This window comes from Corynebacterium sp. 1103A (assembly GCF_055700955.1).
Window position 1 is genome coordinate 45,907 of record NZ_JASTTF010000015.1, and the last position, 25,507, is coordinate 71,413.

The 25,507-nt window shown below is 63.1% G+C and carries 21 protein-coding genes and 1 tRNA gene; 13 read left to right on the forward strand and 9 right to left on the reverse strand.

From position 1 onward, the window contains the following. Positions 1-18: 18 nt before the first annotated feature. On the reverse strand, positions 19-264 hold the full coding sequence (locus QQS52_RS10165; protein WP_472773750.1) for a hypothetical protein: 246 nt from the start codon (positions 262-264) through the stop codon (positions 19-21). Continuing rightward, positions 251-736 (reverse strand): guanyl-specific ribonuclease, encoded by a 486-nt coding sequence (locus QQS52_RS10170; RefSeq protein WP_472773751.1) that lies wholly within the window; start codon positions 734-736, stop codon positions 251-253. Before QQS52_RS10170 ends, QQS52_RS10165 begins: the two co-directional genes overlap by 14 nt. A 77-nt stretch (positions 737-813) precedes the next feature. On the opposite strand from QQS52_RS10170, the gene dnaG reads away from it, so the two are divergent. Next, complete coding sequence (gene dnaG, locus QQS52_RS10175; protein WP_472773752.1) at positions 814-2,730, forward strand: DNA primase; 1,917 nt, start codon at positions 814-816, stop codon at positions 2,728-2,730. Positions 2,731-2,867: 137 nt separating this feature from the next. Here dnaG and QQS52_RS10180 read toward each other — a convergent pair whose 3' ends face one another. Beyond that, entirely contained in the window at positions 2,868-3,140 is a 273-nt protein-coding gene (locus QQS52_RS10180; RefSeq protein WP_296206057.1) for a hypothetical protein, read from the reverse strand. A gap of 434 nt (positions 3,141-3,574) precedes the next feature. Between QQS52_RS10180 and wecB the strand changes: the two genes are divergently transcribed. The 3 genes from wecB to QQS52_RS10195 all read left to right on the forward strand — a co-directional run bounded on the left by wecB (position 3,575) and on the right by QQS52_RS10195 (position 6,732). Beyond that, positions 3,575-4,732 (forward strand): non-hydrolyzing UDP-N-acetylglucosamine 2-epimerase, encoded by a 1,158-nt coding sequence (gene wecB / locus QQS52_RS10185; RefSeq protein ID WP_472773753.1) that lies wholly within the window; start codon positions 3,575-3,577, stop codon positions 4,730-4,732. Between the two features lie 75 nt (positions 4,733-4,807). After that, a complete protein-coding gene (locus tag QQS52_RS10190; RefSeq protein WP_472773754.1) occupies positions 4,808-5,839 on the forward strand; it encodes a Dyp-type peroxidase in 1,032 nt (343 codons plus the stop codon). Between the two features lie 122 nt (positions 5,840-5,961). Then, entirely contained in the window at positions 5,962-6,732 is a 771-nt protein-coding gene (locus tag QQS52_RS10195) for a DUF3800 domain-containing protein (protein WP_472773755.1), read from the forward strand. A 235-nt stretch (positions 6,733-6,967) separates the two neighbouring features. Here the strand turns inward: QQS52_RS10195 and glnA are convergent, their stop codons facing one another. From glnA to QQS52_RS10215, 4 genes are all read right to left on the reverse strand, one after another. Continuing rightward, positions 6,968-8,422 (reverse strand): type I glutamate--ammonia ligase, encoded by a 1,455-nt coding sequence (gene glnA / locus QQS52_RS10200; protein ID WP_472773756.1) that lies wholly within the window; start codon positions 8,420-8,422, stop codon positions 6,968-6,970. 66 nt (positions 8,423-8,488) lie between these two features. Then, positions 8,489-9,646 (reverse strand): tyramine oxidase subunit B, encoded by a 1,158-nt coding sequence (locus QQS52_RS10205; RefSeq protein WP_472773757.1) that lies wholly within the window; start codon positions 9,644-9,646, stop codon positions 8,489-8,491. 391 nt (positions 9,647-10,037) lie between these two features. Beyond that, complete coding sequence (locus QQS52_RS10210) at positions 10,038-10,310, reverse strand: hypothetical protein (protein ID WP_472773758.1); 273 nt, start codon at positions 10,308-10,310, stop codon at positions 10,038-10,040. A 427-nt stretch (positions 10,311-10,737) separates the two neighbouring features. Continuing rightward, positions 10,738-10,810, reverse strand: a tRNA-Asn gene (locus QQS52_RS10215). 149 nt (positions 10,811-10,959) lie between these two features. On the opposite strand from QQS52_RS10215, the gene QQS52_RS10220 reads away from it, so the two are divergent. Continuing rightward, positions 10,960-12,189: a hypothetical protein gene (locus QQS52_RS10220; protein WP_472773759.1), complete on the forward strand. Its 1,230-nt coding sequence runs from the start codon at positions 10,960-10,962 to the stop codon at positions 12,187-12,189. Here the strand turns inward: QQS52_RS10220 and QQS52_RS10225 are convergent. Next, positions 12,186-13,040 (reverse strand): hypothetical protein, encoded by an 855-nt coding sequence (locus tag QQS52_RS10225; protein WP_472773760.1) that lies wholly within the window; start codon positions 13,038-13,040, stop codon positions 12,186-12,188. The two genes, QQS52_RS10220 and QQS52_RS10225, sit on opposite strands and share 4 nt — an antisense overlap. A gap of 238 nt (positions 13,041-13,278) precedes the next feature. Between QQS52_RS10225 and QQS52_RS10230 the strand changes: the two genes are divergently transcribed. The 8 genes from QQS52_RS10230 (at position 13,279) to QQS52_RS10265 (ending at position 24,727) form a co-directional block, all read left to right on the forward strand. After that, positions 13,279-15,195 (forward strand): glycosyltransferase family protein, encoded by a 1,917-nt coding sequence (locus tag QQS52_RS10230; protein ID WP_472773761.1) that lies wholly within the window; start codon positions 13,279-13,281, stop codon positions 15,193-15,195. Positions 15,196-15,212: 17 nt separating this feature from the next. Next, on the forward strand, positions 15,213-16,466 hold the full coding sequence (locus QQS52_RS10235) for a glycosyltransferase (RefSeq protein WP_472773762.1): 1,254 nt from the start codon (positions 15,213-15,215) through the stop codon (positions 16,464-16,466). A gap of 107 nt (positions 16,467-16,573) precedes the next feature. Next, positions 16,574-17,911: a glycosyltransferase family 4 protein gene (locus tag QQS52_RS10240; RefSeq protein ID WP_472773763.1), complete on the forward strand. Its 1,338-nt coding sequence runs from the start codon at positions 16,574-16,576 to the stop codon at positions 17,909-17,911. A 14-nt stretch (positions 17,912-17,925) separates the two neighbouring features. Further along, a complete protein-coding gene (locus QQS52_RS10245) occupies positions 17,926-18,555 on the forward strand; it encodes a hypothetical protein (protein WP_472773764.1) in 630 nt (209 codons plus the stop codon). Beyond that, complete coding sequence (locus QQS52_RS10250; protein WP_472773765.1) at positions 18,552-20,645, forward strand: glycosyltransferase; 2,094 nt, start codon at positions 18,552-18,554, stop codon at positions 20,643-20,645. Before QQS52_RS10245 ends, QQS52_RS10250 begins: the two co-directional genes overlap by 4 nt. A gap of 73 nt (positions 20,646-20,718) precedes the next feature. Next, positions 20,719-21,651 (forward strand): ABC transporter permease, encoded by a 933-nt coding sequence (locus QQS52_RS10255; protein ID WP_472773766.1) that lies wholly within the window; start codon positions 20,719-20,721, stop codon positions 21,649-21,651. A 139-nt stretch (positions 21,652-21,790) separates the two neighbouring features. After that, complete coding sequence (locus QQS52_RS10260; RefSeq protein ID WP_472773769.1) at positions 21,791-22,498, forward strand: ABC transporter ATP-binding protein; 708 nt, start codon at positions 21,791-21,793, stop codon at positions 22,496-22,498. A gap of 57 nt (positions 22,499-22,555) precedes the next feature. Next, complete coding sequence (locus QQS52_RS10265) at positions 22,556-24,727, forward strand: hypothetical protein (protein ID WP_472773767.1); 2,172 nt, start codon at positions 22,556-22,558, stop codon at positions 24,725-24,727. Between the two features lie 64 nt (positions 24,728-24,791). Here QQS52_RS10265 and QQS52_RS10270 read toward each other — a convergent pair whose 3' ends face one another. Then, on the reverse strand, positions 24,792-25,055 hold the full coding sequence (locus QQS52_RS10270) for a hypothetical protein (RefSeq protein WP_472773768.1): 264 nt from the start codon (positions 25,053-25,055) through the stop codon (positions 24,792-24,794). Positions 25,056-25,507: the final 452 nt, after the last annotated feature.

Below are 25,507 nucleotides of genomic sequence, written 5' to 3' on the forward strand. Positions count from 1 at the left end.
CGCCGCGAATAGGTGCGGCTAGCGCAGCAGGCGCACGCCGAGCTCGTCGAGCACCCGTCGCAGCCGCCGCGAGTCGGCCTCGGGCAGGCACCAGTCGGCGCAGACGATGGAATCCAGGCCGAGCTCGCGCAGGAAATCGGCTAGGGCGTCGAGGTTGCGCGGGGCGGGGCGCTCGCCAGCCTGGCGCAGGTTGCCCAGCGCCCAGTAGAAGTCGGCCTCGCTGCGCAAGCGGTCCGTTATCAGTACGCGTTTAGTGTTCGGCATCTGGGATCTCGCAGAAGCTTTCGTAGTGGTCGGAGGTGTAGTACCAGTGCTCGGGGTCGGTCTCGCTGCCGCCGCCGGTCACGATCCGGCGCTCGCCGCGGTGGTTAAGCCCCGGGGTCTCCACGGTGTACTCGCGGTAGTAACCGGAGGCCTGGTCCGGCAGCACGCCTTCGTAGTTGCCGAAGCGCTGGTTGTCGTTGTCCGGGTGCGGGTAGGGCCCGCCGGCCTGGATGGTCTCCACGGTCTCGGCGGCCTCGCCCGGCAGGGTGGACAGCTCGCACGTATCATTCTCTGCCGACACGGCAGTCGCCGAGCTCCCTGTACTCCCCGTGCCGCCGGAACCGGTCTCCGAGCCCGCACCCGAGCCGGAGCTATTGCCGCCTAAGTCGAGGCCGAAGTAGCCCGCGATGAGAACCACCGCGAGCCCGCCTAAGGCCACCGGCCACGATTTTTGGGAGCTACCGCTTTTCATGGCTTTAAGTTGTAACAGGTGTGCCAGCCGATACCGAAATTGGGCGTCGGTTTGCCGCGCTGGGTACGCTGTTACACATGGCGCGAGGCAGGATTCCGGAAAGCGATATTCAGCAGATCCGAGAGCGTGCACCGATTGAGGAGATCGTGGGCGAATACGTCCAGCTCAAACCGGCGGGGCACGACTCCATGAAAGGCCTGTCTCCCTTCAAGGACGAAAAGACCCCGTCGTTCCACGTGCGCCCCCAGCGCGGCTATTTTCACTGCTTTTCCACGGGCAAGGGCGGCGACGTCTTCACCTTCCTGATGGAGATGGAACAGCTCAGCTTCCCCGAGGCCGTCGAGGCCGTCGCACAGAAGATCGGCTACCACATCAACTACCAGGGCGGGACCACCGGCGCCCGCGACGTGAAACCGGGCACCCGCCAGCGGCTCATCCAGGCCAACAAGGCCGCGCACGAGTTCTACCGCCAGCAGCTAGAGACCCCGGAGGCCGCCACGGCCCGCAACTTCCTGCTGGATCGCGGTTTTTCCCAGCAGGTCATCTACGACTTTGAGTGCGGCTACGCCCCGGACGGCTGGGACACGCTGACCAAATACCTGCTGCGCATGGGCTTCGACTACGAGGAGCTGGAGGCCGCTGGGCTGTCCAAGATGGGCCGGCGCGGACCCATCGACCGCTTCCACCGCCGCCTGCTCTGGCCGATTAAGGACATGGCCGGCAACGTCATCGGCTTCGGCGCGCGCAAGCTCTTCGACGACGACAACCTGGGCAAGTACATGAACACCCCGGAGACCATGCTCTACCACAAGTCCAAGGTGCTCTTTGGGCTGGACGTGGCGAAGTCGAGCATCGCCAAGCAGCGCCAGGCCGTCATCGTGGAGGGCTACACGGACGTGATGGCCATGTACGCCGCCGGGGTGCCCAACGCGGTAGCCTCCTGCGGCACGGCTTTTGGCGGGGAGCACCTGCAGCTGCTGCGGCGCCTGATGCTGGATGACAGTTATTTCAACGGCGAGCTCATCTACACCTTCGACGGCGACGAGGCCGGGCAGAAGGCCGCCCTGCGCGCCTTCGAGGGCGAGCAGAAGTTCACCGGCCAGTCCTTCGTCTCTATCGCCCCGAACGGGATGGATCCGTGCGATCTGCGGCTCAAGCGCGGCGATGCCGCCGTGCGCGAGCTGGTCGCCGACCGCATCCCGATGTTTGAGTTCGTCATCGAGTCGCTGATTTCCGGCTACCGGATCGATACCGCCGAAGGCCGCCTGCAGGCCCTGCGCCGCGCTGTTCCCGTCGTCGCGCAGATCCGCGACAAGCCCCTGCAGCGTGAATACGCCCGCCGCCTGGCCGGCTGGGTGGGTTGGCCGGAGCCAGAAGAGGTCATGCACCAGGTCGACCAGGCCGCCCGTGACAACCGCTCCAACGCCCAGCGCAAGCCGGTCATGCAGGCCAAGCGCTTCGACAACGCGCAGGCCCAGCCCGCCCAGCAGGACGTGCCGGCCATTCGCCCGCCCAGCCCCAACGAGACCCATCTGTGGCCGCAGCGCGAGGCCCTCAAGCTGGCCCTCCAGCACCCGGCCGTGGTGGGCGAGTACTTCGATGGCCTGCCAGCGGATTCCTATACCAACGACGCCTACCGGATCGTGCGGGAGGCGATCGCCGCGGAGGGCGGCGCCGTGCGCGGCGCGCAGCTGCCCAACGTCGAGTGGCTCGCCGACGTCGCCGGCCAGATGCGCGATCTCACCGGCCGCAATTTTGTCTCGGAGCTGGCCGTGGAAACCATCCTGCCCACCGGCGATATCCTGTTGGAAAGCTACGCGGACTCCGTGCTGTCCCGCCTGCAGGAATCCCGCGTGGCCGACCAGATCGCCCAGCTCAAGGCGCGCCTGGGACGCATGCGCCCCAGCGACGACGAGCGTGCCTACAACAGCCTCTTCGCCGATCTGGTCGCCTTGGAGCAGGCCCGCCGCGAGCTCAACGAGCGCGCGCTCTAGCACACCGAACGCGCACCCAAAGCACTCCCAAAGCACGGCTAAACCCAAGCTGACCGCCGGCGGGCGGCTTGAAAAGGCACAGATCAAGCGCAGGCCCTCCTGGGCCCGCGCGCTGGGCTAATCGAGATTAAGCGAGGCTAGTCCTCGTCGGGTTCGTAGATGCGATCCCGGGGGATATCCGGCTGCCCGGTCGACCGGGTGCCGCGGGAACGCAGGTCCTTGACCTCCCGCATGCGCGGCTCCGGGTCCAGCCGGTTGGCTACCGCCTTGCGTGCGGAACGCAAGGCGGACTTGGTGGCGGGGGAATTGACGGCCTTTTGGTAGGCACCCTTGATCTGGTGATAACGCTTGCGGCCGGCCTTAGTGCCGAAGACGTACCCGGCTGCGGCGCCAACAACGAACTGAATCATGGGCGGTAGATTACTCCCTTGCGAAAAATCGGCGATAGGTGTGGTGCTTTTTACGCTCCCAGCCTACCTATTTTCCCTCCTCGCCCGAACGGGGGTGAGATCCACGAAGTGTTTTCCAAGTCTTCCGTATATGCATTCGGCACTATATATTTAGGGGGTGGACATGGGAATGATACCGGCCGTACCCGCTGTTAATGAGACCGCAGCGGGCCTGGCGTGGGCCGCTTTGTTGCTGGCGGGTTCACAGGAATCGACCTAGAAAAGACCGCGCGAAACGGCGCGGGCGGCGAGCCCGTGCGGGCGCGGCGGGGGAGCGCGCGCGAAATTCACCCTCCTGCGGGCGACATAACGGTAGCGGGATTGTTTCGGCCTCGGTAAGATTCTAACTAGTTAACCTACTTATTTTGTATTCCTAAATTCGCCTAAGGAGCGTAATGCCTGCCCCGAAGATCATGACGGTCTACGGTACCCGCCCAGAAGCCATCAAGGTGGCGCCGGTCATCAAGGCCCTCGACCAGGATGATCGTTTTGAATCCGTGCCGGTGTCCACCGGCCAGCACAAGGAGATGCTCGAGCAGGTCAACTCCATGTTCGGGATCTCTCCGGTCCACGATCTGGGGCTGATGAAGCCGGGGCAGGGATTGAACGAACTGGTCTCCCGCGCGCTGGTGGGCCTAGACGAGGTCATCGCCCAGGAGAACCCGGACGCGATCATCTCCCAGGGGGATACCTCCACCGCGATGGCAGCGGCACTGGCCGGCTTCCACCGCGGCGTCAAGGTCATCCACCTGGAGGCCGGCCTGCGTACCGGCGATATTTCCTCCCCGTTCCCGGAGGAGGCCAACCGCCGGCTCATCGGGCAGGTCGCGGCCCTGCACCTGGCGCCGACCGAGGGTGCGATGGAAAACCTGCGCAAGGAGAACTTCCGCAGCAAGGACATCGTGGTCACGGGCAATACCGTCATCGACGCGCTGCTGGAGGCCGCTGGCTGGGACACCGAGTTCGCCGACTCGGCGCTGCAGGCCGCCGCGGCCACGGATAAGCGCCTGGTCGTGGTAACCACCCACCGCCGGGAGAACCTGGACGCGATGAAGAATATCGGCGACGCGGTCGCCGACCTGGCCACAGAATATCCAGACACCTACTTTGCCCTGCCGTTGCACCTGAACCCGAAGGTGCGCCAGGCGGTGCTGCCGGAGGTCGAAAATCTGGACAACGTCATCATCACGGATCCGCTGCCGTACGACCAGTTCACCCAGCTGCAGAACCGCGCGAGCATCATCCTGACCGACTCCGGCGGGGTCCAGGAGGAGGCCCCGGCGCTGGGCAAGCCGGTCCTGGTGATGCGCTCGAATACCGAGCGCCCGGAGGCCGTCGTGGCCGGAACCGTCAAGCTGGTCGGCACCGACCGCGACCTCATCATCGCGGAGGCCCGACTCCTGCTCGAGGACGACGCTGCCTACGCCGCCATGGCGAATGCGGTCAACCCCTACGGCGACGGCCAGGGCGCGGCGCGCTCGGTGGCCGCCATCGCGAACCTGTTCGGCCTGGGCGAGCGCCTGCCGGACTTCGCGCCGTCTGCCGCTGACTAGGGTGCCCGCCCCGCTGCGGGATTTGACGCCGCGTTCCGCCGGTTGGGACGCACCCGACATTCTATACTGGGGGACATGCAACCCTATGAGCTTTCCCAGACGATCATCCTGCCGCAGACCAAGGTGGCCTTCTTTATCAACCTCAAGGTGCCCGAGGGGCAGGAGCAGGCGGCTATCGATGCCCTGACCGGCCTGTCCGGCACCGTCGACGGCGTCAGCTTCCGTGATCCGCATTCACACCTGAGCGCTGTGGTGGGCATTGGCTCCCAGCTGTGGGACCGGCTTTTCGACCCGTCTACCGCGCCGAAGCCGGAGGGGCTGCACGACTTTGTGCCGTTGGAGGGCGACAAGCACTCCGCGCCCTCGACGGGCGGGGACCTGTTCTTCCACATCCGTTCCGACGAATTCGACCGCGCCTTCGAGCTGACCCGCCGCATTAAGAGGCTGTTGGGGGACGGGGTGGAGACCCTCGACGAGGTCCACGCCTTCCGCTACATGGACTTCCGCGACCCGCTGGGCTTTGTGGACGGCACCGAGTCTCCGCAGGGGCGCGCCGGCGCCGACGCCGCGCTGATTGCCGAGGGCCAGTGGGCCGGCGGCAGCTACATCGTGGAGCAGAAATACACCCACAATTTAAAGGACTGGGAGGAAATCGGCGTCGAGGAGCAGCAGCGCGTCATCGGCCGCACCAAGGCCGAGGACATCGAGTTCGACGACGCCGAGAAACCGCACAACAGCCACGTCTTCCTGAACTCTGTGAAGGACGCCGACGGCAACTCCCTTGAGATCGTCCGCGACAACCTGGCTTTCGGCAAGGGCACCGGCGAGCAGGGCACCTTCTTCATGAGCTACGCCAACGACGTGCGCGTGACCGAGCTGATGCTGCGCCGCATGTTCCTGGGCGAGCCCCGCGGCAACTACGACCGCATCCTCGATTTCTCCACCCCGCTGACGGGCGCGAATTTCTTCGCCCCGCCGCAGGAATTCATCGACGCCGCCGACGAGTACGTCCGCCCCGGTCTCTTGCCGGACGACGACGCCCCGGCCGATCCCAGCCAGCCCGCCACGCAGCTGAGCGCCGCCAAGGGGCTCTACCCGCAGGACTAGTGACTTATTGCACCGCCCTGGGAGAACACACCAGGGCGGGTTTTGATGGTGTTGGAGATTGCGGAGTTTCAGACTCGGTAGAATACACAATTCGATCTGGACGGCTTCGGTAAACTGAACTCATGGATAGCTTGTCTCCCAAGAGCCCTCCTCAAGTCCACCTTCCTTTGTCAACAGGGGGAGTGGCGTACTTCGTGGATGAGGCGGGGAGTAAGGGCTCTCTCGGGAAACACTTTGTGACAGCAGCGGTGAGGACTTCTGATCCGGACAAGCTCTCTAGGGCTATCAAAGCCTGTCGCGATAGAAATAATTTTACGAAAGCCGAAGAAATAAAATTTTCCAAGGTGACAAAGAATTCCGAGCCGATACTTGCTGAGCTATTTTCGGAAGCAGTGTCAGCAGGGTGCACCTTTGGAGCGTTTGTTTTAGATAAACGGCATTTTGACCCCTGGTCTAACAGGGATCAGTGGCAGGGACACCGATTTGCCACCGACCGGTTGCTTCGAGGGCTTATAACTCGGCGCGAAGTGAGTGTGCTGATGGTGGATGACATTGATGTCCCGGAAGGGATTTCGTATGGTGATGAGCTTGCAGCCGGTTTAAATAAGAGGTTTGGAAACAAGCGAGTGGTCACCGCAGTTAGTCTCGATTCTAGGACTTGCCCTCCACTACAAATCGCTGATTTGTTGGCTAGCGCGGTCTTTCACACGAGAAAGAAGTTTGAAGAAAATGGATTGGAGCATTTTCTCGACGACAAAACACCTAAGGCTCGATTGGCGAAAGATATTGCGGCTGCACTGGGCGAAACGTGTTTTAAAGACTGTCGAACTGACCTGCTGAAACTCCAAACAAGCCATGAGCTGTCCTTGACAGAACTTAGGGGTGGGGTATGATCCAATTAGGCGCTGAAGCCTTAGTCTCAGACTAGAAGCAAGCGCCCGATGGGCCGAGTCTCAGACTCATTACCCATGGAAAGCGGATCCCATACCGCAACACTTACCGTACTTATCGCGACGCCCCACTTGAAAAAGTGGGGCGTTTGCTTTAGCACAAAACCAGTTCTTCGGCAGTGCTGTAACCAACTGTCCTGGGGAATACAAAGCCCGGGACGGGGTAGTCTTACAAGAATTAGACGTTGTAGTACAGCTCGAATTCCTTCGGGGACGGGCCCTGTCGCAGGGGCAGGATTTCCCGGTCGAACTTGAGCCGGGCGTAGGCCTCGAGGAAGTCCTCGGTCATGACGTCGCCGGCGGTGAGGAACTCGTGGTCGGCCTCGAGTGCCGCGAGTGAGGACTCCAGGGAGTGGGGGACTTGGGGGATGTCCTTGCGCTCCTGCGGGGCGAGCTCGTAAAGGTCTTTGTCCACCGGCTCGCCGGGCTCGATGCGGTTGAGGATGCCGTCGAGGCCGGCCATCATCTGCGCGGTAAACGCCAGGTAGGGGTTGGCCGAAGGATCGGGCGCGCGGAACTCGATGCGCTTGGCCTTCGGGTTTTCACCGCTCAGGGGGATGCGGATGGCCGCGGAGCGATTGGACTGAGAATAGGCCAGGTTGACCGGGGCTTCGAAGCCGGAGAACAAACGGCGGTAGGAATTGACCGTGGGGTTGGTCAACGCCAGCACGGCCGGTGCGTGCTTGAGCAGTCCGCCGATGTAGTAGCGAGCGGTATCGGACAGGCCGGCGTAGCCGTTCTCGTCGTAAAAGAGCGGCTTGCCGTCCTTCCACAGCGACTGGTGGGCGTGCATGCCGGAGCCGCCATCGCCGGCCAAAGGCTTGGGCATGAAGGTGGCTGTCTGCCCGTGGCTTTCCGCGGTATTGCGCACCACGTACTTGAAGGCCTGCATGTCGTCGCCGGCCTTGAGAAGATCGGCGAAGCGGTAGTTGACCTCCTGGATGCCGCCCGTGGCGACCTCGTGGTGGAAGCGCTCGACATCAAAGCCGATGAGCTCCAGGTTGTAGGCGATGTCGTCGCGCACCGGGATGGTCTTGTCGTAGGGCGCAACCGGGAAGTAGCCGTCGTTTATGCGGATCTGGTTACCGCGGTTCGGGCTGCCGTCCATCATGGTTTCCTCCCCCGAGCGCCACCAGCCCTCGTCGGAGTCGACCTGGTGGAAGGAGTGGTTCACGCCGGAGGAGTAGCGGACCGAGTCGAAGACGTAGAACTCCGCCTCCGCGCCGATGGAGCAGGTATCGGCGATGCCCGTCTCCTGCAGGTAGGCCTCCGCCTTCTGGGCAATGGAGCGTGGGTCGCGGGAGTAGGAGGCCTGGGAGAGGGGATCCCGGACGAAGAACTGCATGTTCAGCGTCTTGTGGGCGCGGAACGGGTCGAGGTACGCCGTGCCCGGATCGGGAATGAGCGTCATATCCGACTTATCAACGGTGGCGAAACCGGGGATGGAGGAGCCGTCGAAGGCGAAGCCCTCGTGGGCGGTCTCCTCCGTCAGTAGGCGGGCGGGCACGGTCAGGGCATGCTCGGCGCCGAACACGTCGCTGAAGCGAATATCGAGGTATCGGACCTGCTCCGCCTGGATGAAGTCGATGACATCGTGGACTGAGGAAGCCTGCAAGCTCACTGTGGAAAACACGCCTTAGGGTGTAGTTGGGGATGGGAATTAATGGGACATAGATGGGGCTGGGCTGGCACCGACGCCCTAGGACAGCGCCGGCACGTCCCAGAGGTTGAGCGGTGTGCCCAAGCCCTTGTCGCGGGCTTGCTCCAGGACGTCTGTGGCCCACGCGACGTCCTCGACGGGCATGCCGCCGATGGAGTAGAAGAAGATTTCCTCGTCGTTGGCGCGGCCGGGGGCCTGGCCGTCGGCGATGGCGCCGATATTGGCAATGTCGGACTCTTCCAGCTTGCCCTCCTGCACCATGTCCCACCAGCGGTTGCCAGGGATGCCGAGCAGGCGCTCGTAGGTCACGTCAGGGCCGTTCTCGTTGAACCACTCGGCATACAGGCCCTTGTAGTCCACCACGAGGCGGGCGCCGCCGGAAGCGACGAAGTCATCGTCGAAGCGGGCGGCGGCTGGGGCCAGCACCAGCGCGCCGGGCTTGAGCCAGTCCTTGTTGAAGTACGGGAAGCCCTGCGGGCCGTCCTGGGAGGTCGAGGTGCCCGCGATGAGGATGTCGGAACCTTCGACCGCCTCCTGCTCGCTGTCGACGACGGTGAACTCAATATCCGGGTGCTGTTCGCGCAGGTAGTTCGCGGTGCGCTCAGTGGAGGCTGCCGTGCGCCCTTTGATCTTGACGCGCTTGATGGACGGGCGCTGGGTAATCGAGGAAGCCAGGATGGTCCGCGACATCACGCCCGGCCCGATGATGCCGACCTCCTCGGCATTGTCCACGGCCAGGTGCTTCACGCCCACGGCGGGCACGGCGCCGGTGCGGTAGGCGGAGAGCAAATTCGCGGACATGATGGCCTTCGGCGCTCCCGTGACCGTGTCGTTGAGGACAAAGACGTGGATAGAACGCGGCAGCCCGTGGTTTCGATTGTCCGCGTTGGAGCCGTACCACTTCACACCGGTGTTGTTGAAGCGGCCGCCGATATAGGCCGGCATGGCCATGAAGCGGCGGTCGGGGCCGTTGGCCGGCATACCCTCGAACTCCGGGTCATCGGGGAAGTTGATCTGCGCGCCGTGGCTGTTAGCGGAGGCACCAGCCATGCGGTAGTCACCCTTGTCGAGCAGGATGAGGGTTTCTTCCATCGTTTCGACGCACTTGGCGGCATCCGTCACACCGGCGTCGATCATGTCTTGTTCGGACAACCAGATGAGGTCTATTCGGGTATCAGGTTGTTCACTTGTTGTCATGGGCCTGCTTTCTGTGTTGAGCGCGCTTGCGGGCTCGCGGCGAAAAGATTCCTTGGCTCACCCGCGAACGCGCGACTGCGAAATCCAAGGTCGTACGGCCCAGCGTATAGAAGCCACCCACGCGCCGCACCCACTTTGCGTTTTGCCCCCGCACCGAAACCAGGCGAATATGTCTATTGCACTCTACGTTTGCCCACAAACGCTTTCACACACCCCTATACTGCAACAATGCCCTATACCGGGGGTAATCACGGGGTAAACGCGGTTGCCCCGAATAGAAACCATTAGTGGGGTTGTACTCCTGATTGCTGGGGACTTGGGGGTAACGCAAAGCCGGACGCCTCATACGTGCTGTGGAGCCTGCTGACTTGCTAGGGAGGTAGCAGGCGGCCTAATTCGTGTAGGGATCGTTCGCTCGGCAGTATTCTTCCGAGTTGGTGGAAATGCAGTTCATCCACCAACTTTGGATTTCACCGCTGGAGGGGTTCGGGTTGCCGCTCTCATCGTGGCCGTATCCGCAGATTGCCGCAGGGCACGTGCCCCCGTCGGCATAGGGGATGGTCGCGGGATCGGGAAGTCCGGCGTTGGCCTCGGCCTCACGATACTCTTCAGCGCCTTCTTGGTTGGCGCAGAAGTCAGTAGATTGAGTGGTTCCGTCCGACATCCGCGAAGGACCCGGTGTCCCGGGGAGACACTCGACAACGTAGGGCTCTTGTGGTTCCGTAGCCGATGCTGTGGGATCTTGGGATTGTGCCGCAGGTTCTTCGGAACTCGGTTCTTCACTGGTTTCCTGCGGAGTGCTTGGCTTGACGCTCTCGCTGGAAGTTGTCGACGGGCTGTTAGCAGAGAAGGCGGAAGTGGGGGCCTCGGAAGAGTTGCCTTGCTCGTCTCCACATGCGCTGACGAAAAGAAGTGAAGCGAAAATCAGGGGTAAGACGCGGCGCATTGTGAGGCCTTTCAGGGGCAGGGAAACAGGGCATCGGCCATCGATAGGAGATGGCGTGGATGTCTCTATTTATACCTCACGAGGCAAGGAGGAGCGCCGCATATAGACAAAAGAAAAGCCCGCTGTAAACAGCGGGCTTGGTTTGCTCCTCCAACTGGGCTCGAACCAGTGACCCTTCGATTAACAGTCGAATGCTCTGCCAACTGAGCTATGGAGGAATATCTATTCGCAGCAACGACTGCTCGCTGCAACGAGACATAACTATATTAGGAAACCTCCGAATAACACAAATCGCCAGGCAGTCGAGGTTTTCTGGCTTCGTATTGTCAAGGAAGAGCGAGTGGGTTCTGGCAGGTAGATTAGAGGGGTGACTTCGCGAATTAGTTTTCACCCGCACACGTGGACCAAGCGGGCCCTAGTGGTGCACACGGACCTGCCGGGGCCGCCGGAATGGGGCCCGGAGCAGCTGTGGCGTCTGCTTCCCGCGCGGGCGCAGCGGCCGGTGCGCGTGAGCTTTGCGTTTAATCGTGATGTCGCGGTCACGGGTGATGGCTTGGCGTTGGCGCTATCGACGCTGACGGGCAAGAACTTCGAGCGCATCGATTTCGGTTTCGAGGTATCCGCGGGTGTGCGGGAGGCGATAGCCGAGTGGACGCAGGCGGAGGTCAACGCCGAAGGTGTGCCTGGCGGGGAGGGAGCCGCGCCGGGTGGGGTGGCGGAACCTGCCCCCGGCAAGGTGGTGCTGAACTTTTCCGGCGGGTTTGACTCGCTGGCGGCGCGCTACCTGCTGCCGGAAGACCATGAGTTGGTCTCGTTGGATTTCGGCGGGAGGTTTAGCCGCGAGCGGGAGTTCTTTCAGCGCTTCGACCCGATCCGCGTGGAGACCAACGTGGTGCGCACCCCTCTGCGGGGGAACTCGTGGTCGTTTATCGGCCTGGGCACCCTGCTGACCGCGGCCACAACGCGCGCGGAGTACTGCTCGTTTGGCTCCATCCTGGAATCGACCAGGTTCAAGCGGGGTAGCGCCTATGAGAACAACTTCACGTTCCCGCCGTTTGCGGCGGCGGGGATGACGAATGCGGCGCCGACGCTGGGCCTGACCGAGGCCGGCACGGTCTTGGTGCTCGCGCACAACGCGCCGGATCTGCTGGCAGATTCGTTGCAGTCCCTGGCAGGACCCCGGGAGGAGAAGCTGGTGCGCAAGCGGGCGCTCGTCGAGGCGGTGCTGGCAGCGGCGGGCACGCCGGTCACACTCCCGCGCATCGAGATGCCCGTGGAGCCTTATTTCACGTTCGGAGACAACTTCACCACGGACCTGACCGCGATGTACTTGAGCTGGCTAGGGCGCCCCGACCTGGCCCGGCAGCTGGTGCGCGGGTTCAGCCAGCAGATCGTTCGCGACGTGCGGGGCATGGACTTCGATTTCATGCGCAAGGCAGACGGGCGGATGTACCGCAACTACCCGGAGCCGCTGCACGCCACGCTTACCGCGGGGCTGGACCAGGCCGGTATCGAGTACTACTCGGCCCAGGATGCGGAAGCCAACGCGGAGTTCCTGCGCTACTGGCAGGCCTTCAAAGCCAAGCAGGCGGGCTAGCCAGTGATATTGTGGCTGAACATGTCGTCGGCCAGCAGCTCGTCCCAATGCCCGCCCAGGGAGACCGCGAATTCCAGGATTCCCTGGAGGAGGTAAAACGGGGGCGGGGCATGCCCCGGACCCCAGTCGCCGACCAGGAAGCGGCGGCGCGCGGCGTGGTCGGCGGTAGCGTCCTTCCAGGGCCGGCAGTGCTGGGTCAGGTGCAGCTCGTCGTCGCTGCACTGCAGGTAGGCCACGTGGTTCGGGAAGGATTCGGCGTAGAGCGGGGTGACGTCGGTGACGGCGGGGATGTCCTCAATCGGCGCGCCCGCCCAGCTGCTGTCCAGGAAAGCCTTGACGTGTCCGGGGTAGTAGCCGGCGATGGTGGTCTGCGGGTTCGCCACGATGGCCAGGGAACCGGGGAAGCGGTGGGAGTAGTACAACGCGGCGAAGGCCCCGGCGGAAGAGCCGTAGAAGATGAGGTTTTCTGCATTTCCCAGCCCGTCCTGGATGTGGGAAATGGCGCGGACCAGGTCGTCCTGCAAGGGCAGGGACGGTGCCCCGGTGAACCACCCGATGGCGGTGCTGCGCCCCAGCATCGGATCGGAGACAAAAATAAGGTTGGCGTCCAGGTTTTCGGTCAACTGCTGGCCCACAAATAGCGGCAGGCTGGTCGTCGCCGGGTCGGCGGCGGCGTGGAAGACCACGATGGTGGTGGCCGCCTGCCGGTCGACCACCATCAGTTCCAACAGCGCGTCCTCGTAACCAATGACCTGGATGCCGGGGGTGAGCGTGGCGTGGCAGAAATCGTCGAGGGACCGGTGGAGCACGGTATCCGCGCGGTAGCGCCGGTAGTTTCTGACGAAAGGCATGCGCACAAGTCTAGCGCTTTGCCGCGTCCACGTATTCCACCCTGTACACGCTCGCGAAAACAGGTGCAGGCTTAAGCCACGACCCTGCGGAAGTGAGCGGGCTTCGTTTAAGATGTTCGCAGTTAACATTTTTTGTGGCGCTGTAACCCAGCGGAAACCCACCGAAAACCCAACGATCCCCGAACCGAAAACGAGCCCAGCGATGAACCTTTCCGAATTACGGACCGCCTTGTGGCACTTGCGCAAGGGCGGTTTCCGGCAGCTGGGAAGGCACCTGGAGCACCGGGAGAATCTCCGGCTGAAGGCCTCGCAGGACGCGGCGGATAAGCAGCGGGTAGAGGAGATGAAGCGCGCCGAGCTCCGCGGTTTCGATCCGCTGGGTTTTGAGGAGTTCCCGGAAAACACGTCCCGGCCCAAGCCTTTTGGCCATTACCGGGTGGGCGCCATCCTGGATGATTTCTCGCACCTGGCCTGGGGAGGGGAATTCGACCTGGTGCCACTGTCCCCGGAGAGCTGGCGCGAGGAGATCGCTGAAGGTATTGATTTCCTGCTGGTTGAGTCCGCCTGGCAGGGAAATTCCGGGGCCTGGCGCTACCAGGTCGTCGGCAGCAACGCCCCCTCGGACAACCTGCGCGAGTTGGTCGCGCACTGCCGGGCATCCGGCATTCCCACGGTGTTCTGGAATAAGGAGGATCCGGCCCACTTCGATGACTTCCTCGCTTCCGCGGAGCTTTTTGAGGTCGTCGCTACTACCGATGCCGCCTGCGCGCCCCGCTACCAGGCGGCGCTGCCGGATAGCCGCGTGGTGGTCGTCCCCTTCGCCGCCCAGCCCCGGGTGCACAACCCCATCCGCACCGCGGTCAGCGGGCGCTACCAGCGCGGGGACCTCTGCTTTGCCGGAACCTATTTCCGCCACAAGTTCCCAGACCGTGCCCGGCAGATGGAGTTCATCCTGCGCGCCGGGCTGCTAGCCAGCGACAACCTGCATTCGGCGCTCACCATATATTCGCGCAACCAGGACGTGGACGACAAGTACACCTTCCCGGCGCCGTTTGATGAGTGGGTCGTAGGCGCGTTGCCCTACGGCCGGATGCTCCGCGCCTACCGCGGCTACAAGGTCTTCCTCAACGTCAACACCGTCACAGATAGCCCGACCATGTTTTCCCGCCGCGTCGTGGAGCTGCTCGCCGCCGGCACCGCGGTCGCGACCACGCCGGCGGAGGGGATATCCCGCCTGTTCAGCTCCGGCGAGGTCCTGACCATCGACGGCCCCGCGGAACAGCCGGGCGAGGAGGCGGAGGACGCCATCGATGCGGCGGCCGCGAGCATCGAGGCCCTGGTGCGTTCCCCGCTCGCGCGGGACCGGATGGTGCATAAGGCCCAGCGGATCATCTGGGAGGGGCACACCTATACCCACCGCGCCGAACAGATCGTCCAAGCGGTAGGCCTGCCTGCGGTCAACGGCTGGACCGGCCGGCCGAAGGTCACGGTCATCATGGCTACCAACAGGCCGGAACGGGTGACCGGGGCCCTGGCGCAGATCGTGGCGCAGCGCGAGGTCGAGCTGGAGGTCCTGGTGGGACTTCACGGGATTGCCGCCCCGGAGCAGGCCCCTGCGGGTGTGCTCTTCCGCGAATTTCCCGCGGAGGCGAGCCTGGGCGAGGTCCTCAACGGGCTGGTAGGCGAGGCGAGCGGTGACTACGTGGCCAAGATGGACGATGATGATTGCTACGGGCCGGACTACCTGCGCGACCAGGTCAATGCCCTGCGCTATTCCGGGGCCGAGGTCGTGGGCAAGCAGGCGTCCTACCTGTACCTGGCCGACACCGATGAGCTGGTGCTGCGCAAACCGTGGCGCGAGCACCTGTGGACCAACCTGGTCTTAGGCGCGACGCTGACCGGCAGGCGGGAGATCTTCGTGGATCATCCCTTCCGGGAGCTCGGCAGGGGCGAGGACACCCAGTTCCTGCGCGACGTGGCCGCCGCGGGCGGCAGGATTTACTCGGCCGACCGTTTCAACTACATCCAGGTCCGCGCCGCCCACGGGCACACCTGGGACGTGGAGGCCTCGGCGCTCAAGCGCAACGGGATCGTGGAAAGCTACGGGCTCAACCGGGACCACGTCTTCGTGGGCCAGGAAGCAGACGAGGACTAGGGCAGGGAAAGCACAACATGTTTTTCATCGGACGCACGCGGTACAGCCTGTTCAACCCGACCTCGACGTCGTGGCGGCTGACCCAGCAGGACGGCGCCGCGACCACAGGCGCCAAATCCGCCAAGAGCGTGGAGAATTACAAGAAAGAACTCTACGCCCCGGCCCGCTTGGACCTGCGGGAGGAGATCTTCATCCAGCACACGCTGCCGTCCTTGGCCGCGGCCGCGCGGGATTTCGACGTGGTGCACGTGGTCTCCTACTCGGAGTCTCTGCCGGAAAAATACCAGCGCAGTCTCGCCGCGGCGGCGCAGCGCTACGATTTTCTGCACCTCGATAAGCGGCCCGACGGCAAGGCCGGGACCCCGTTGGCAGATATCGCGCGCGAGCACGTGGCCGCAGGCGAGGCCTTCGGACAGTACCGGCTCGACGATGACGACGTGCTGAGCACCGAGTACTTCGCCACCATGGCGCGCTACGTGCGACCGGAGTACTGCGGGATGGCCGTCAGCTTGCCGCTCGGGGTGGAGGGCATCCTCCACCGGGGGCGCGTGACGAACCTGCGGCAGGCGCATTTCCCCATGAATTCCATGGGGCTGATGTACGTCTGCCAGTTTGGCGAGGACGGGAAGCTGCAATCTCCCCGCCCGGCCCCACACAACATGGTGGACCGGAAGAGCCCGGTCATCCTGGATTCGCGCAAGCTGGGCTATTTCCGCTTCAACCACCTGTCCCAGGACAACGCCTTGCGCGCCAAGGACGGGCCCTCCATGTCGAGCCTGGCCAAGGCGATGTCCAAATACCCGCGTTTCGAGGACGGCGACACCCTGGAGCGCCTGTTCCCCACGGTGGCGCCGCTGGTCGTGGACGAGCGCACTGCCAATGCCCTGCCCCGGCCCACTCTGGTGTGGACAGCAGCCCGGCTAGAAATGCCCCGGCCGTTGCAGTCCTTCCGCCTGGAGCTTGACCATATTTTCGCGCCGACTGCCCGGCCCCACCAAGGGCTGGTCACCTTGGACATCCAGACTGCGGACGCCCATCCGGTCCCCAGCGGCGCCTCGTTGCCGGGCGTGCCGAAGTCCGTGCAAGCGGAGGTGGGCTACTACAAGTACCTGGACTCCCGGCCGGGGAGCGGGTCAAGCACGGTGGAGGTTTTCCTCCCGGACGGCTACCGCGTGGTGGGGCTGGGGGTGCGCCGCTTCGGCAAATCTCTCCCGTTTTTCCTTCGGAGTGCTGAATTGAGCTTTCCGAGCGAGCAATCGGAAGTAAAGTAGACAAAGTGGCTACCAAGAAATCTAGATAATCTTAGATCCCCTGGGCCGAGAGCCCGGAGTCGCAGAGATCCCGACATCCCGCCGTGAGAGAAAGCACCTAGTTTGCCGTGAAGATCCTTGTCCTTTCCCAGTATTGGTATCCGGAAAACGGGGTACCGCAGCGGCGGTGGGCGTGGCTTTCGCGGATCCTGATTCGCAACGGGCACCAGATCACCGTCATCGCGCCGCCCCCGCACTACCAGCGCAAGATTCCGCTCCGGCAGTGGGTGGACCAGCGCAGCTTCCGTTCCGCGCGCCACGCCGAGGAAGGTCCCGCAGGGGAGCGGGTCATCCGCTCGGGATTCTTTCCCGCGGGTCGCTCGCTGACGCAGCGGATCTTCAACCAGGCTTCGGTGGCGGCATCGATGGTGCTGATGCACCTGAACTCCTCGCACCAGGTCCGCAAGCTGCGGCCGGACTTGGTCATCGGTACCGTGCCGGCCCTGCCGACCTCGGCGGTGACGCGGCTGGTGGCGGGGATCCACCGCGTGCCCTACGTCATCGACCTGCGTGACGCCTGGCCGGACCTGCTGCGCGAGAGCCGCGACTGGAATTCCGGGACGGGCCGGAGGACCCTGCGCGAAAAGATCTTGAGCCGCGGCCCGCTGCAAGTGCTGACCAAGGCCACCGAGAAAGTTATGTACTCGGCGCTGCGCAAGTCGGCCGGGGTCATCACCACCACCCAGCGGGAGAGCGACTACCTGGCCAACTACTTCGCCCGGACTATGCCGGGGCCGAAACCGGAATTGACCACCATCCGCAACGTCTTCGCGCCCCGGTCGGACTACGACCGGCAGGTCAAGGCACCGCGAGAAGGCGGACTGAACGTGCTGTACGCCGGCACGCTGGGGCGGGCACAGAAGCTGGAAAACGCCCTGGCGGCCACCAAGATTGCCCGAGACAAGGGCCTGGAAGTGCACCTGCGCATGATCGGTGATGGCGCTACCTGGTTCGCTCTGAACGAGCGCGCGGAAGAATTGGGCCTCGACGTCGAATTTCACCACCGGCTGCCGGCCGATCAGCTCCGGGAATACTACGAGTGGGCGGATACCGCCCTGGTGCACCTGACCGATTGGGACGCCCTGGAGCGCGCCATCCCGTCCAAGACCTACGAGCTCATGCAGTTAGGCGTCCACATCAGCGCGGCCGTGGCTGGGGAGGCCGCCTCGCTCATCCATCAGCTGCACGCCGGCCACGTCGTGGAGCCGGAGAACCCACAGGCCCTGGCGGACCTGTGGCTTAGCCTCGCTCAGAACCCGGAGATGCTCCAGGTCGGGGAGGCCGGCAGGGCCTGGGTCGAGCACCAGCGCGACGAGGTGGTGCCGGACAACCTGCTCGACATCCTCGACCGGATCGAGCGCAACAACGCCCGCATGAAGCGCAACCCGCAGAAATCGACCAGGTAGGCGGCACATTCACCATGCGTATCAGCAGACTAGACGCCTACCAGGCGGCATACGGCACTAACACCCAAGCCCCAGAGCGGTCCACCGCGCAACCCGTGCGGCCAGTCGTCGTGCTGGATGACTCCGAGGCACCGGTCTCCCTGGCATCCGTGGCCGGGGATGCCATCTTCCTGTCCGGGCTTCCAGACACGTGGCCCGCCGAGGGCGGCCGGCTCATTTTGGTCAACACTCCCGAGCCGCTCACCCTGGACGCCGTCTCTCGGTGGCTCAGCACCGGCCACGAGCAAGCGGAGTTCTGGGTAGATCACGAACACGTGGCGCGGATGGTGGGGCTGCTGCGGGCAGACGTTCCTGAAGAGCAGGTGTGCGTGACCGGGTTTGACGCTGACGAAGGTTGGTTGCGCCTGCGCCTGGGCACGACTTTGGGCCCGACTCGCTCCAGCGAGGACTTCGTGCGGGGGCTGGCCGCCCAGGCAGGGACTGGCGTGGAGCGCGATCCGAAGCCTACCGAGCCGACGCTGTCGGAGCCCAGCCTGGGCTCGCTGGTGGTTAAAAAGGTGGTGCCGCTGGCCAAGCCCATCAAACAGTACCTACCGGCCACGCTCGTGGCCTACCTCTACAAGGGATTGGAGAAGCTGCGATGAGCCGCGGAGCATTCCAGCCGGGCATCAGCGTCATCGTGCCCTCATACCAGGGCTGCCAGCGTTTGCCGGCCATGGTGGCATCCCTGTCGGCCCAGACGCTTGCGCCGGAGCTCTTCGAGGTCATCGTGGTGCTGAACGGTCCGGCCGACGGCAGCTACGAGGTGCTAGCCCAGGCGCGCGCGGAACACCCGGGGCTGAACCTGCGGGTGTTGACTAGCGATGCCCCAGGCGCCAGCCGCGCCCGCAACCTCGGCCTGGCCGCGGTGCGGCGGGAATACGTCACCTTCCTCGACGATGACGACTGCCTCGAGCCGCGTTTCCTCGAGGTGGGGTTGGCCATGGCCGGGCCGGGAGTCTGCGCGCTGCTGCCCATAGTGGACGTGCGCGCCGGGCTGCGCGAGGAATCCACGAGCCTGGGCGTGCGCATCAAAGCCCTGGCGGGGACCACGCAGCTTGCGCGCGGCACCGCCTGGTCCCTGGGCTTTAACGCCTGCAAGGTGGTCCCCAGCGCGGTCCTGACCCGCTACCGTTACGCCGAAAACCTGGACTCCGGCGAGGACGTGGTCTTCTTCGCGCACCTGCTAAAGCACCCGGACCTGGCCTTGCGCGTACCGCAGGAGCACGCCGGGACCGCCTACCTGCGTACCCAGCGCGCCGGGTCGGTCAGCCGGCAGACCAGCTCGTACGAATTCAGCGTGCGCCAGCGCCTGGCCTGCATCGCTAGCCTGCGCGGCATCAAAGTCCCGGAGGCCTCCGCCCAGGCGCGCGAGAGCCTGGAGGCCGCCCAGTTCTCCTTCGTCCGCGATTACCTGAAAACCAACCCGGGGGACGTGGACCGCGCAATCGCGGAGGCAGTAGACCTCAAGGTGCCGGGCCTGCCGTGGGCAGAGTTGCGCAGGAAGAAGGCTCGCCGGCTGGTGATCTCCTATTGCTTCCCGCCGTATGCGGATACCGCGGCCAACGTCGTGGCCAAGCACATCGCCGCACGCGGCGAGCTGGTCGACGCCATCTTTGCGGATATGTCCCGCGTGCGGGACAAGGATCCCTCCACGCAGCTTATCGTCGAGCCCTACCTGGCTCAGCACACCGAAATCCGGGTCGATCCTTCCTTCGCGGCGTGGCCGCTGATATCCAGCTTCGCGCGGAAGGCCGCGCGGGTGGCCGGCAAGCGGATGACATCCGCTGAGCCTTACGAGGAGATATACTCGCGTGCCTTGTGGTCCGGTTCCCACGTGGCCGCAGCCCTAGTCAAACTGAAGCACCCGGGGCTTTACTGGGAGGCGGAGTTTTCCGATCCCCTGCGCTTCGGCGTTGATGGCCAGCCGCGGGAGGGTGCTATCACCCCGGGGCTGACCACGCTGCAGCTGCGGCGGGCGGTCTCGTCCAGCCGGTGGCCGGGGATTACCCTGGAGACCCACTTCGCCCTAACGGAGGCCGTAACCCTCCTCCATGCCGACCGTCTGGTCTTTACCAACTCCAACCAGCGCGAGGTCATGCTGGGCCCGTACCCGGAGGGGTTACAAGAAGAAGCCCGGGCGAAGTCCGTCATCCGGCCGCACACCCCGCCGCCGCGCGAGCTGTTTTCCTTGGGTACCTCGCGGGCCCAGGCAGTCCCGGGCAAAATCAACATCGCCTACTTCGGCAACTTCTACGCCAACCGCGGCATGGGCCCGGTTCTGCAGGCGCTGGCCACCCTGCCGGATAACGCGCGCCAGCGCTTTGTCCTGCATATCTATTGCGGCGACCCTGCGGCTGTCGATGCCCTCCGGTGGCAGCAGGCCGCCGAGGCGCCAGGTGCTCCCGTCGATGTGCGCGCCTACCCTTATGCGGATTACCTGGACTTTTTGGCTACTACGGAGGACTACGACGTGCTGCTGGTCAACGACGCGAAGACGACTGGGTCCGCCTTTACTGTCAACCCGTTCCTGCCGTCGAAGTACTCCGATTATTCTGCGTCCACCACGCCCGTGTGGGGGATCGTCACCGCCGACTCGCCGCTGTCGGGGCTGTCACTGGACTATCGCAGCCAATCCGGCGACACGGATGCGATAGTAAAAACGCTTTATCATTTGCTAAGGGAAATTGACTAGGCTGGTTGAAGTTTCAAGTGAAGACAAAGAGGTACGTTAAGTCAATGAGGCAACGGAAAGGGGGCCGAAGTAAATGAGTCGTCACCGAAAGCGGGTGAACTCCCGGAGCGTCGATTATTTCCTAAAGCTCAATGATCAGATCACCCATTCCGACGGCCCGGTCCAGATCGTGTCCCCGGAGGGACTGAAACCGCTCAACCCCCGACCCAGCCTGTCGACCTACCTCCAGCAGCTCTGGGAGCGCCGCTTTTTCGTCATCGCGGAAGCCCGCTCCAAGGCCCTGCGCTCCACGCGCGACTACCGCCTGTGGAAGCTGTGGCTGGTGGCCAACCCGATCCTGGACGTGGCCTTCTACGGCTTCCTGTTCGGCTACCTGTTTAAGACCTCCCGCGGAATCGAGAACTTCATTGGCTACCTCATCCTCGGCATCATGTTCATGCGCATGATTACCGGCCTGTTCTCCGCCGGAAGCGGCCTGATTACCAAGTCCCGCGGGATGATCCGCACCTTTGCCTTCCCGCGGGCCTCGCTGGCGTTTTCGCAGACCCTGCGCGCCGGCATCGATAACCTCCTGCCCGCACTCATCGGCATGATCCTGGCCTTCTTGGCGCAGTGGGGAACGCCACCTAACTGGACCATCATCCTGGTGGTGCCGCTCTACCTGATGCTGCACATCTTCGGCTGCGGGCTGATGATGATTTCGGCGCGCCTGACCGCGGAAATCCCCGACGTCAAGGCGCTGATGGGGATTGTTACGCAGGCCTGGTTTTTCCTGTCCGGCGTGATGTTCTCGCTGGATCGTTTCTCGCACACGCCGGTCGTCCAGGAAGTAATGTCGCACAACCCGGCGTATATCTTTCTCATGGCGATTCGTAATTCCACCATCTATGGCACCTGCCCGGACCTTTCCACCTGGCTGACCTTACTGGCCTGGACCTTCGGCACCTTCGTGGTGGGTTTTATCTACTTCTGGGGAGCGGAGCACAAATATGTCCGACTTGCATAAGACCGACCAAGCAGACGCTGACGGTGCAGTCGACTACGTGGAGGAAGCCAACGTCGTCGTCCAGAACGTCTCCAAGCGCTACGTCATCAGCCAGTCCCGCTCCGACGACGCCCGTACCGTGCGGGCAGGCAAAAACAAGATGGTCGTCGACGCGCTGACCGATGCCTCCTTGGTTGCCGCGCCCGGCGAGTCGGTCGGCATCATCGGCCTAAACGGCTCCGGCAAATCTACCTTGCTCAACCTCATCGCCGGGGGCGAGTCGCCCACCAGCGGTAAAATCCTGGTGCGTTCGCAGCCGATGCTCATGGGCGTCAGCCCCGCCCTGCAAAAGTCGCTGTCCGGGGAGACAAACATTTACCTGGGCTGCCTGGCCCTGGGCATGAAGCCGGACGAGGCCCGCGCGCAGATCCCGCTCATCGCCGAGTGGACCGAGCTAGGCGATGCCATCAAACGCCCCATGTCGACCTATTCCTCCGGCATGAGCTCCCGCCTGGGCTTTGCCATCTCCACCGCCGTCAAGCCGGATATCCTCCTCATCGACGAGGCCCTTTCCACCGGCGACGCCGCCTTTGGCGCCAAGGCCAAGGCGCGCATGGCCGAGGTCCTAGAGCGCGCCGGCAACCTCTTCCTCGTCTCCCACTCCATCGGGCAGGTCGAGAAGAACTGTAAGCGCTGCATCTGGATTAGCAAGGGACACATCATCGCCGACGGCCCCACCGACGTCGTTTCTCCCCAGTACCACGAGTGGGCACGCCTGATGGGCAAGGACAACAAAGACCCCGCGCACGAGTACCTCCAGGAAGTCACCGCGGCTTATCAGCCTCCGAACGTGGTCATCGAGGGTTAGATTTGTCCCGTTTGTTGCCACCCACCACCTCCCAACAGTTCAAAAGGACAATTCGACATGGAATTAGAAAACGCCGTCAAGGACATCTGCTTCACGTTTCGAAGCATCCCTAACCGCGACAATGACCGGAAAGTTCGGTACGCGGGCGGGTTCAAGTGCACTAACCTCTACGGGATCCTGACCTCCCCGATACGGAACGTTATCTCCGACGGGATAGAGCAGCTGCCCGGAGATTTCAGCTTGGACGAAGCCGAAGACTCGACGGGCGAGTGGTGCGGCGTGTTTTATTCTTCTAGCGAACGCGCCTGGGTAGTTGCAGCCGATCCTTTTGGCTACCAGCCGGTCTATTATCGTGCGATCAAAAACGGGGAGGGGGATGACACCCTTTTGGTCGGCTCGAGTGCGAGTGCCATTGCTTTTGAGGCGGCGCAGCACGGGGCCAAAAACGCCGTAGACCCGGTCCAGGCCCAGGCTATCTTGGGGACCAATCACGCGTTCGGTAACACCATGCAGTCCAACCACGCGCTGAGCGAAGACACCAGGGTGCTGTTGCCGCGGGAAGTGTTGTTCGTGGATGAAAAAGGGTGGTCGGTAACCAAAAGGTCCGCCGCGGTAGAGAACAGCTCTTACGAGGAACTTATCGAACGAGGCGCTCAGAAGGCGATATCGCAGCTGCAGACCGCCATGGAACTGCCCGTTGACCAGCGCCACATCAATCTTTCCGGTGGGCGAGACTCCCGCTTGGTCATGGCTTTCCTCGCGGCCGCCAATCTGGCGGGCGAATTTAGCGTCACGTCCATGAACCCCGAAACTTGGACCCCGGCTTCCTCCCGACCTCTGCTGCGGCAGGATCTTTATGTGGCGGCGGCCATCGCCGAAGAATACAAAATGACGTGGTCGAAGCCGTTTGGGTACGACTACGTGCCGCTGAGCTTCGAGGGGTCTCTGGCCCTGTGGCAGCAATTCCGGGCGGGGAAAAACTTTGGATTTAAGGCACGAAAGTCGTATTACCGACAGCTCGGTACGAACATCGAACTGCGCGGGGCCGGTGGAGAAACCTTCCGCGGTTTCAAGGCCGTCACGTCTCTGCCCTCCTACGGGAAATGGGGAAATACGTCCTCGTCGCTTTCCCAAGATCTAGGCCTAGTCGTTGACGATGTTTATGGGGCGGGACTGCTGAACAGTGAGCAAAAAGATGTGCAAAGGCAATCGCTGCGCGGTCTGCTCGAGGACCTAGGAGAAACCCAGGTAGAAGATGGCCTGCAACATAGGTACTCCATTTTCCGGAACCGCTCCCACTTTGGCCATGTCCGGGAATCCGCAGCAAACGGGCAAATTCCCCTTCTCATCCTGAGCCAGCCCGAGTTCTACCAAGCCGGAAAGCTCTTAGGCAATCGGAAGATGCGCGAAGATCAGATCGTCTTCGATCTCGTGGAGATGCTGGATTCCAAACTGAACGCCCTACGTTTTGACAATGGGGGATGGCCGGCCGACAAACTTGCGCAAGTAGCAAGTCGCTTTTCCTGGCAGGTGCCGGAAGAGGGACCCATGCTTGACAAGTTCTTTAAGAATGAAGAACGTGCCCTAGCGAACCGGCAGGAAGCGAACGCACGAGTGCCCAAGTTGGTAAAGAACCTCAACACGTTTGAACCTAACTTCCGAGCCAAGAACGAAGCCAAAGAGTTGCTCCAAGACCTGCAATCGCTGCCGAATGGTCAGGAATGCCTAGGCGGTGGGGTCTTGGAGAAGCTCCATGACCAGATCGACCAAGGTTTGACCCCACCGACGACGCTGGTCGCCAAACTGTCTAGTATCCGTGACGCTGTCCTGCCGCGCACGAAACCCACGGTTGTCGTGTTTAATTCCTCTCCCATGGGGATGCTCGGCCAGTTCAGAAACCGTGTAGCCGGCAGCTTTAACGGCGTCCGCGAGGTGCAGCGCCACCCAATTTTCCAGGTGCCACTACAAGTGTCGCCTGGGCAGATCACCGCAACCGTGAGGGCCTTCGGAACGGTGCGAAAACCGTTGGAGTTCGCATACGAGCTGTATTCAGCAGGTGGAGAGCTCATGGACAGTTCCGCGTTCGCCGAGAGCAACAGGGTGACGTTTTCCGGTATCGAGAGGAAGGACCGCCTCCGGGTGCGCGTCCACGCGCGCTACAAAGCGCATCCCCTAACCGCCTTCACCTTCTTCAGCGCCTACACGAAGCCCGGGTGGAATGGCGAATAGAGATAATCCCAGAGCCGACCTGTCGCCGGAGGGCTACTGCCGCGCAGTGCCCTAATGCCGGTGCTTAGGCGTTGTTAGCTAGCGATTTCTTGTACTGCTCGTGGAAAAAGTCCACGATGTCTACCTCGATCGCGCGTGCATTACCACCGTGGGTGGGGTAGCGGTGCAGGTCAAGCGCAGCGGCGGTATTGATCTCGATGATGGAGGCAGTATTTTCGTCTTTGAGGTCATCGACGAGCAGGTCGACGCCGGCGGTCTCCAGCCCCGGAATCGTTGCCACAGCTCGCTGGGCGATGTCCTTGATCTGCGGTGCGACGACGTCTGTCACGTCTAGCAATAGCCCACCCACGGAAGGGATGTTAAAAGGATTGAGGAAAACAATCTCACCATTGTCCGGAACGGAAGCCTCGTCATGTCCTTGCTTCCCGACGAAAGGCCAATTTACCTTCAGCGGCATTTTGAATGCACGGTAATTGACTGACCGCTTTTCGTTCAGGGCGTCAATTAGGCCGTTAACGGATGTTGTGCCGTCGCCCACCACAAAAGGCTGTAAACGAGCGACCAGGCTAACAACCCGAGTCCCGACAACAAAGGCGCGGAGCTCTACGCCGGAGACGAATTCTTCCAGCAGGATGTTGGACGAGTAGCGACCGGCCTTGAGCGCATGCTCCCAGGCCTGGTCGAATTCTTCCTCGGTGAAAACTCGGTCAAGTCCGAGAAAGTGGTGTATCTGTCCTTCCTGAATCAGTGGGCTAGAGCTGTGCTGGTGTCAGGGACCGG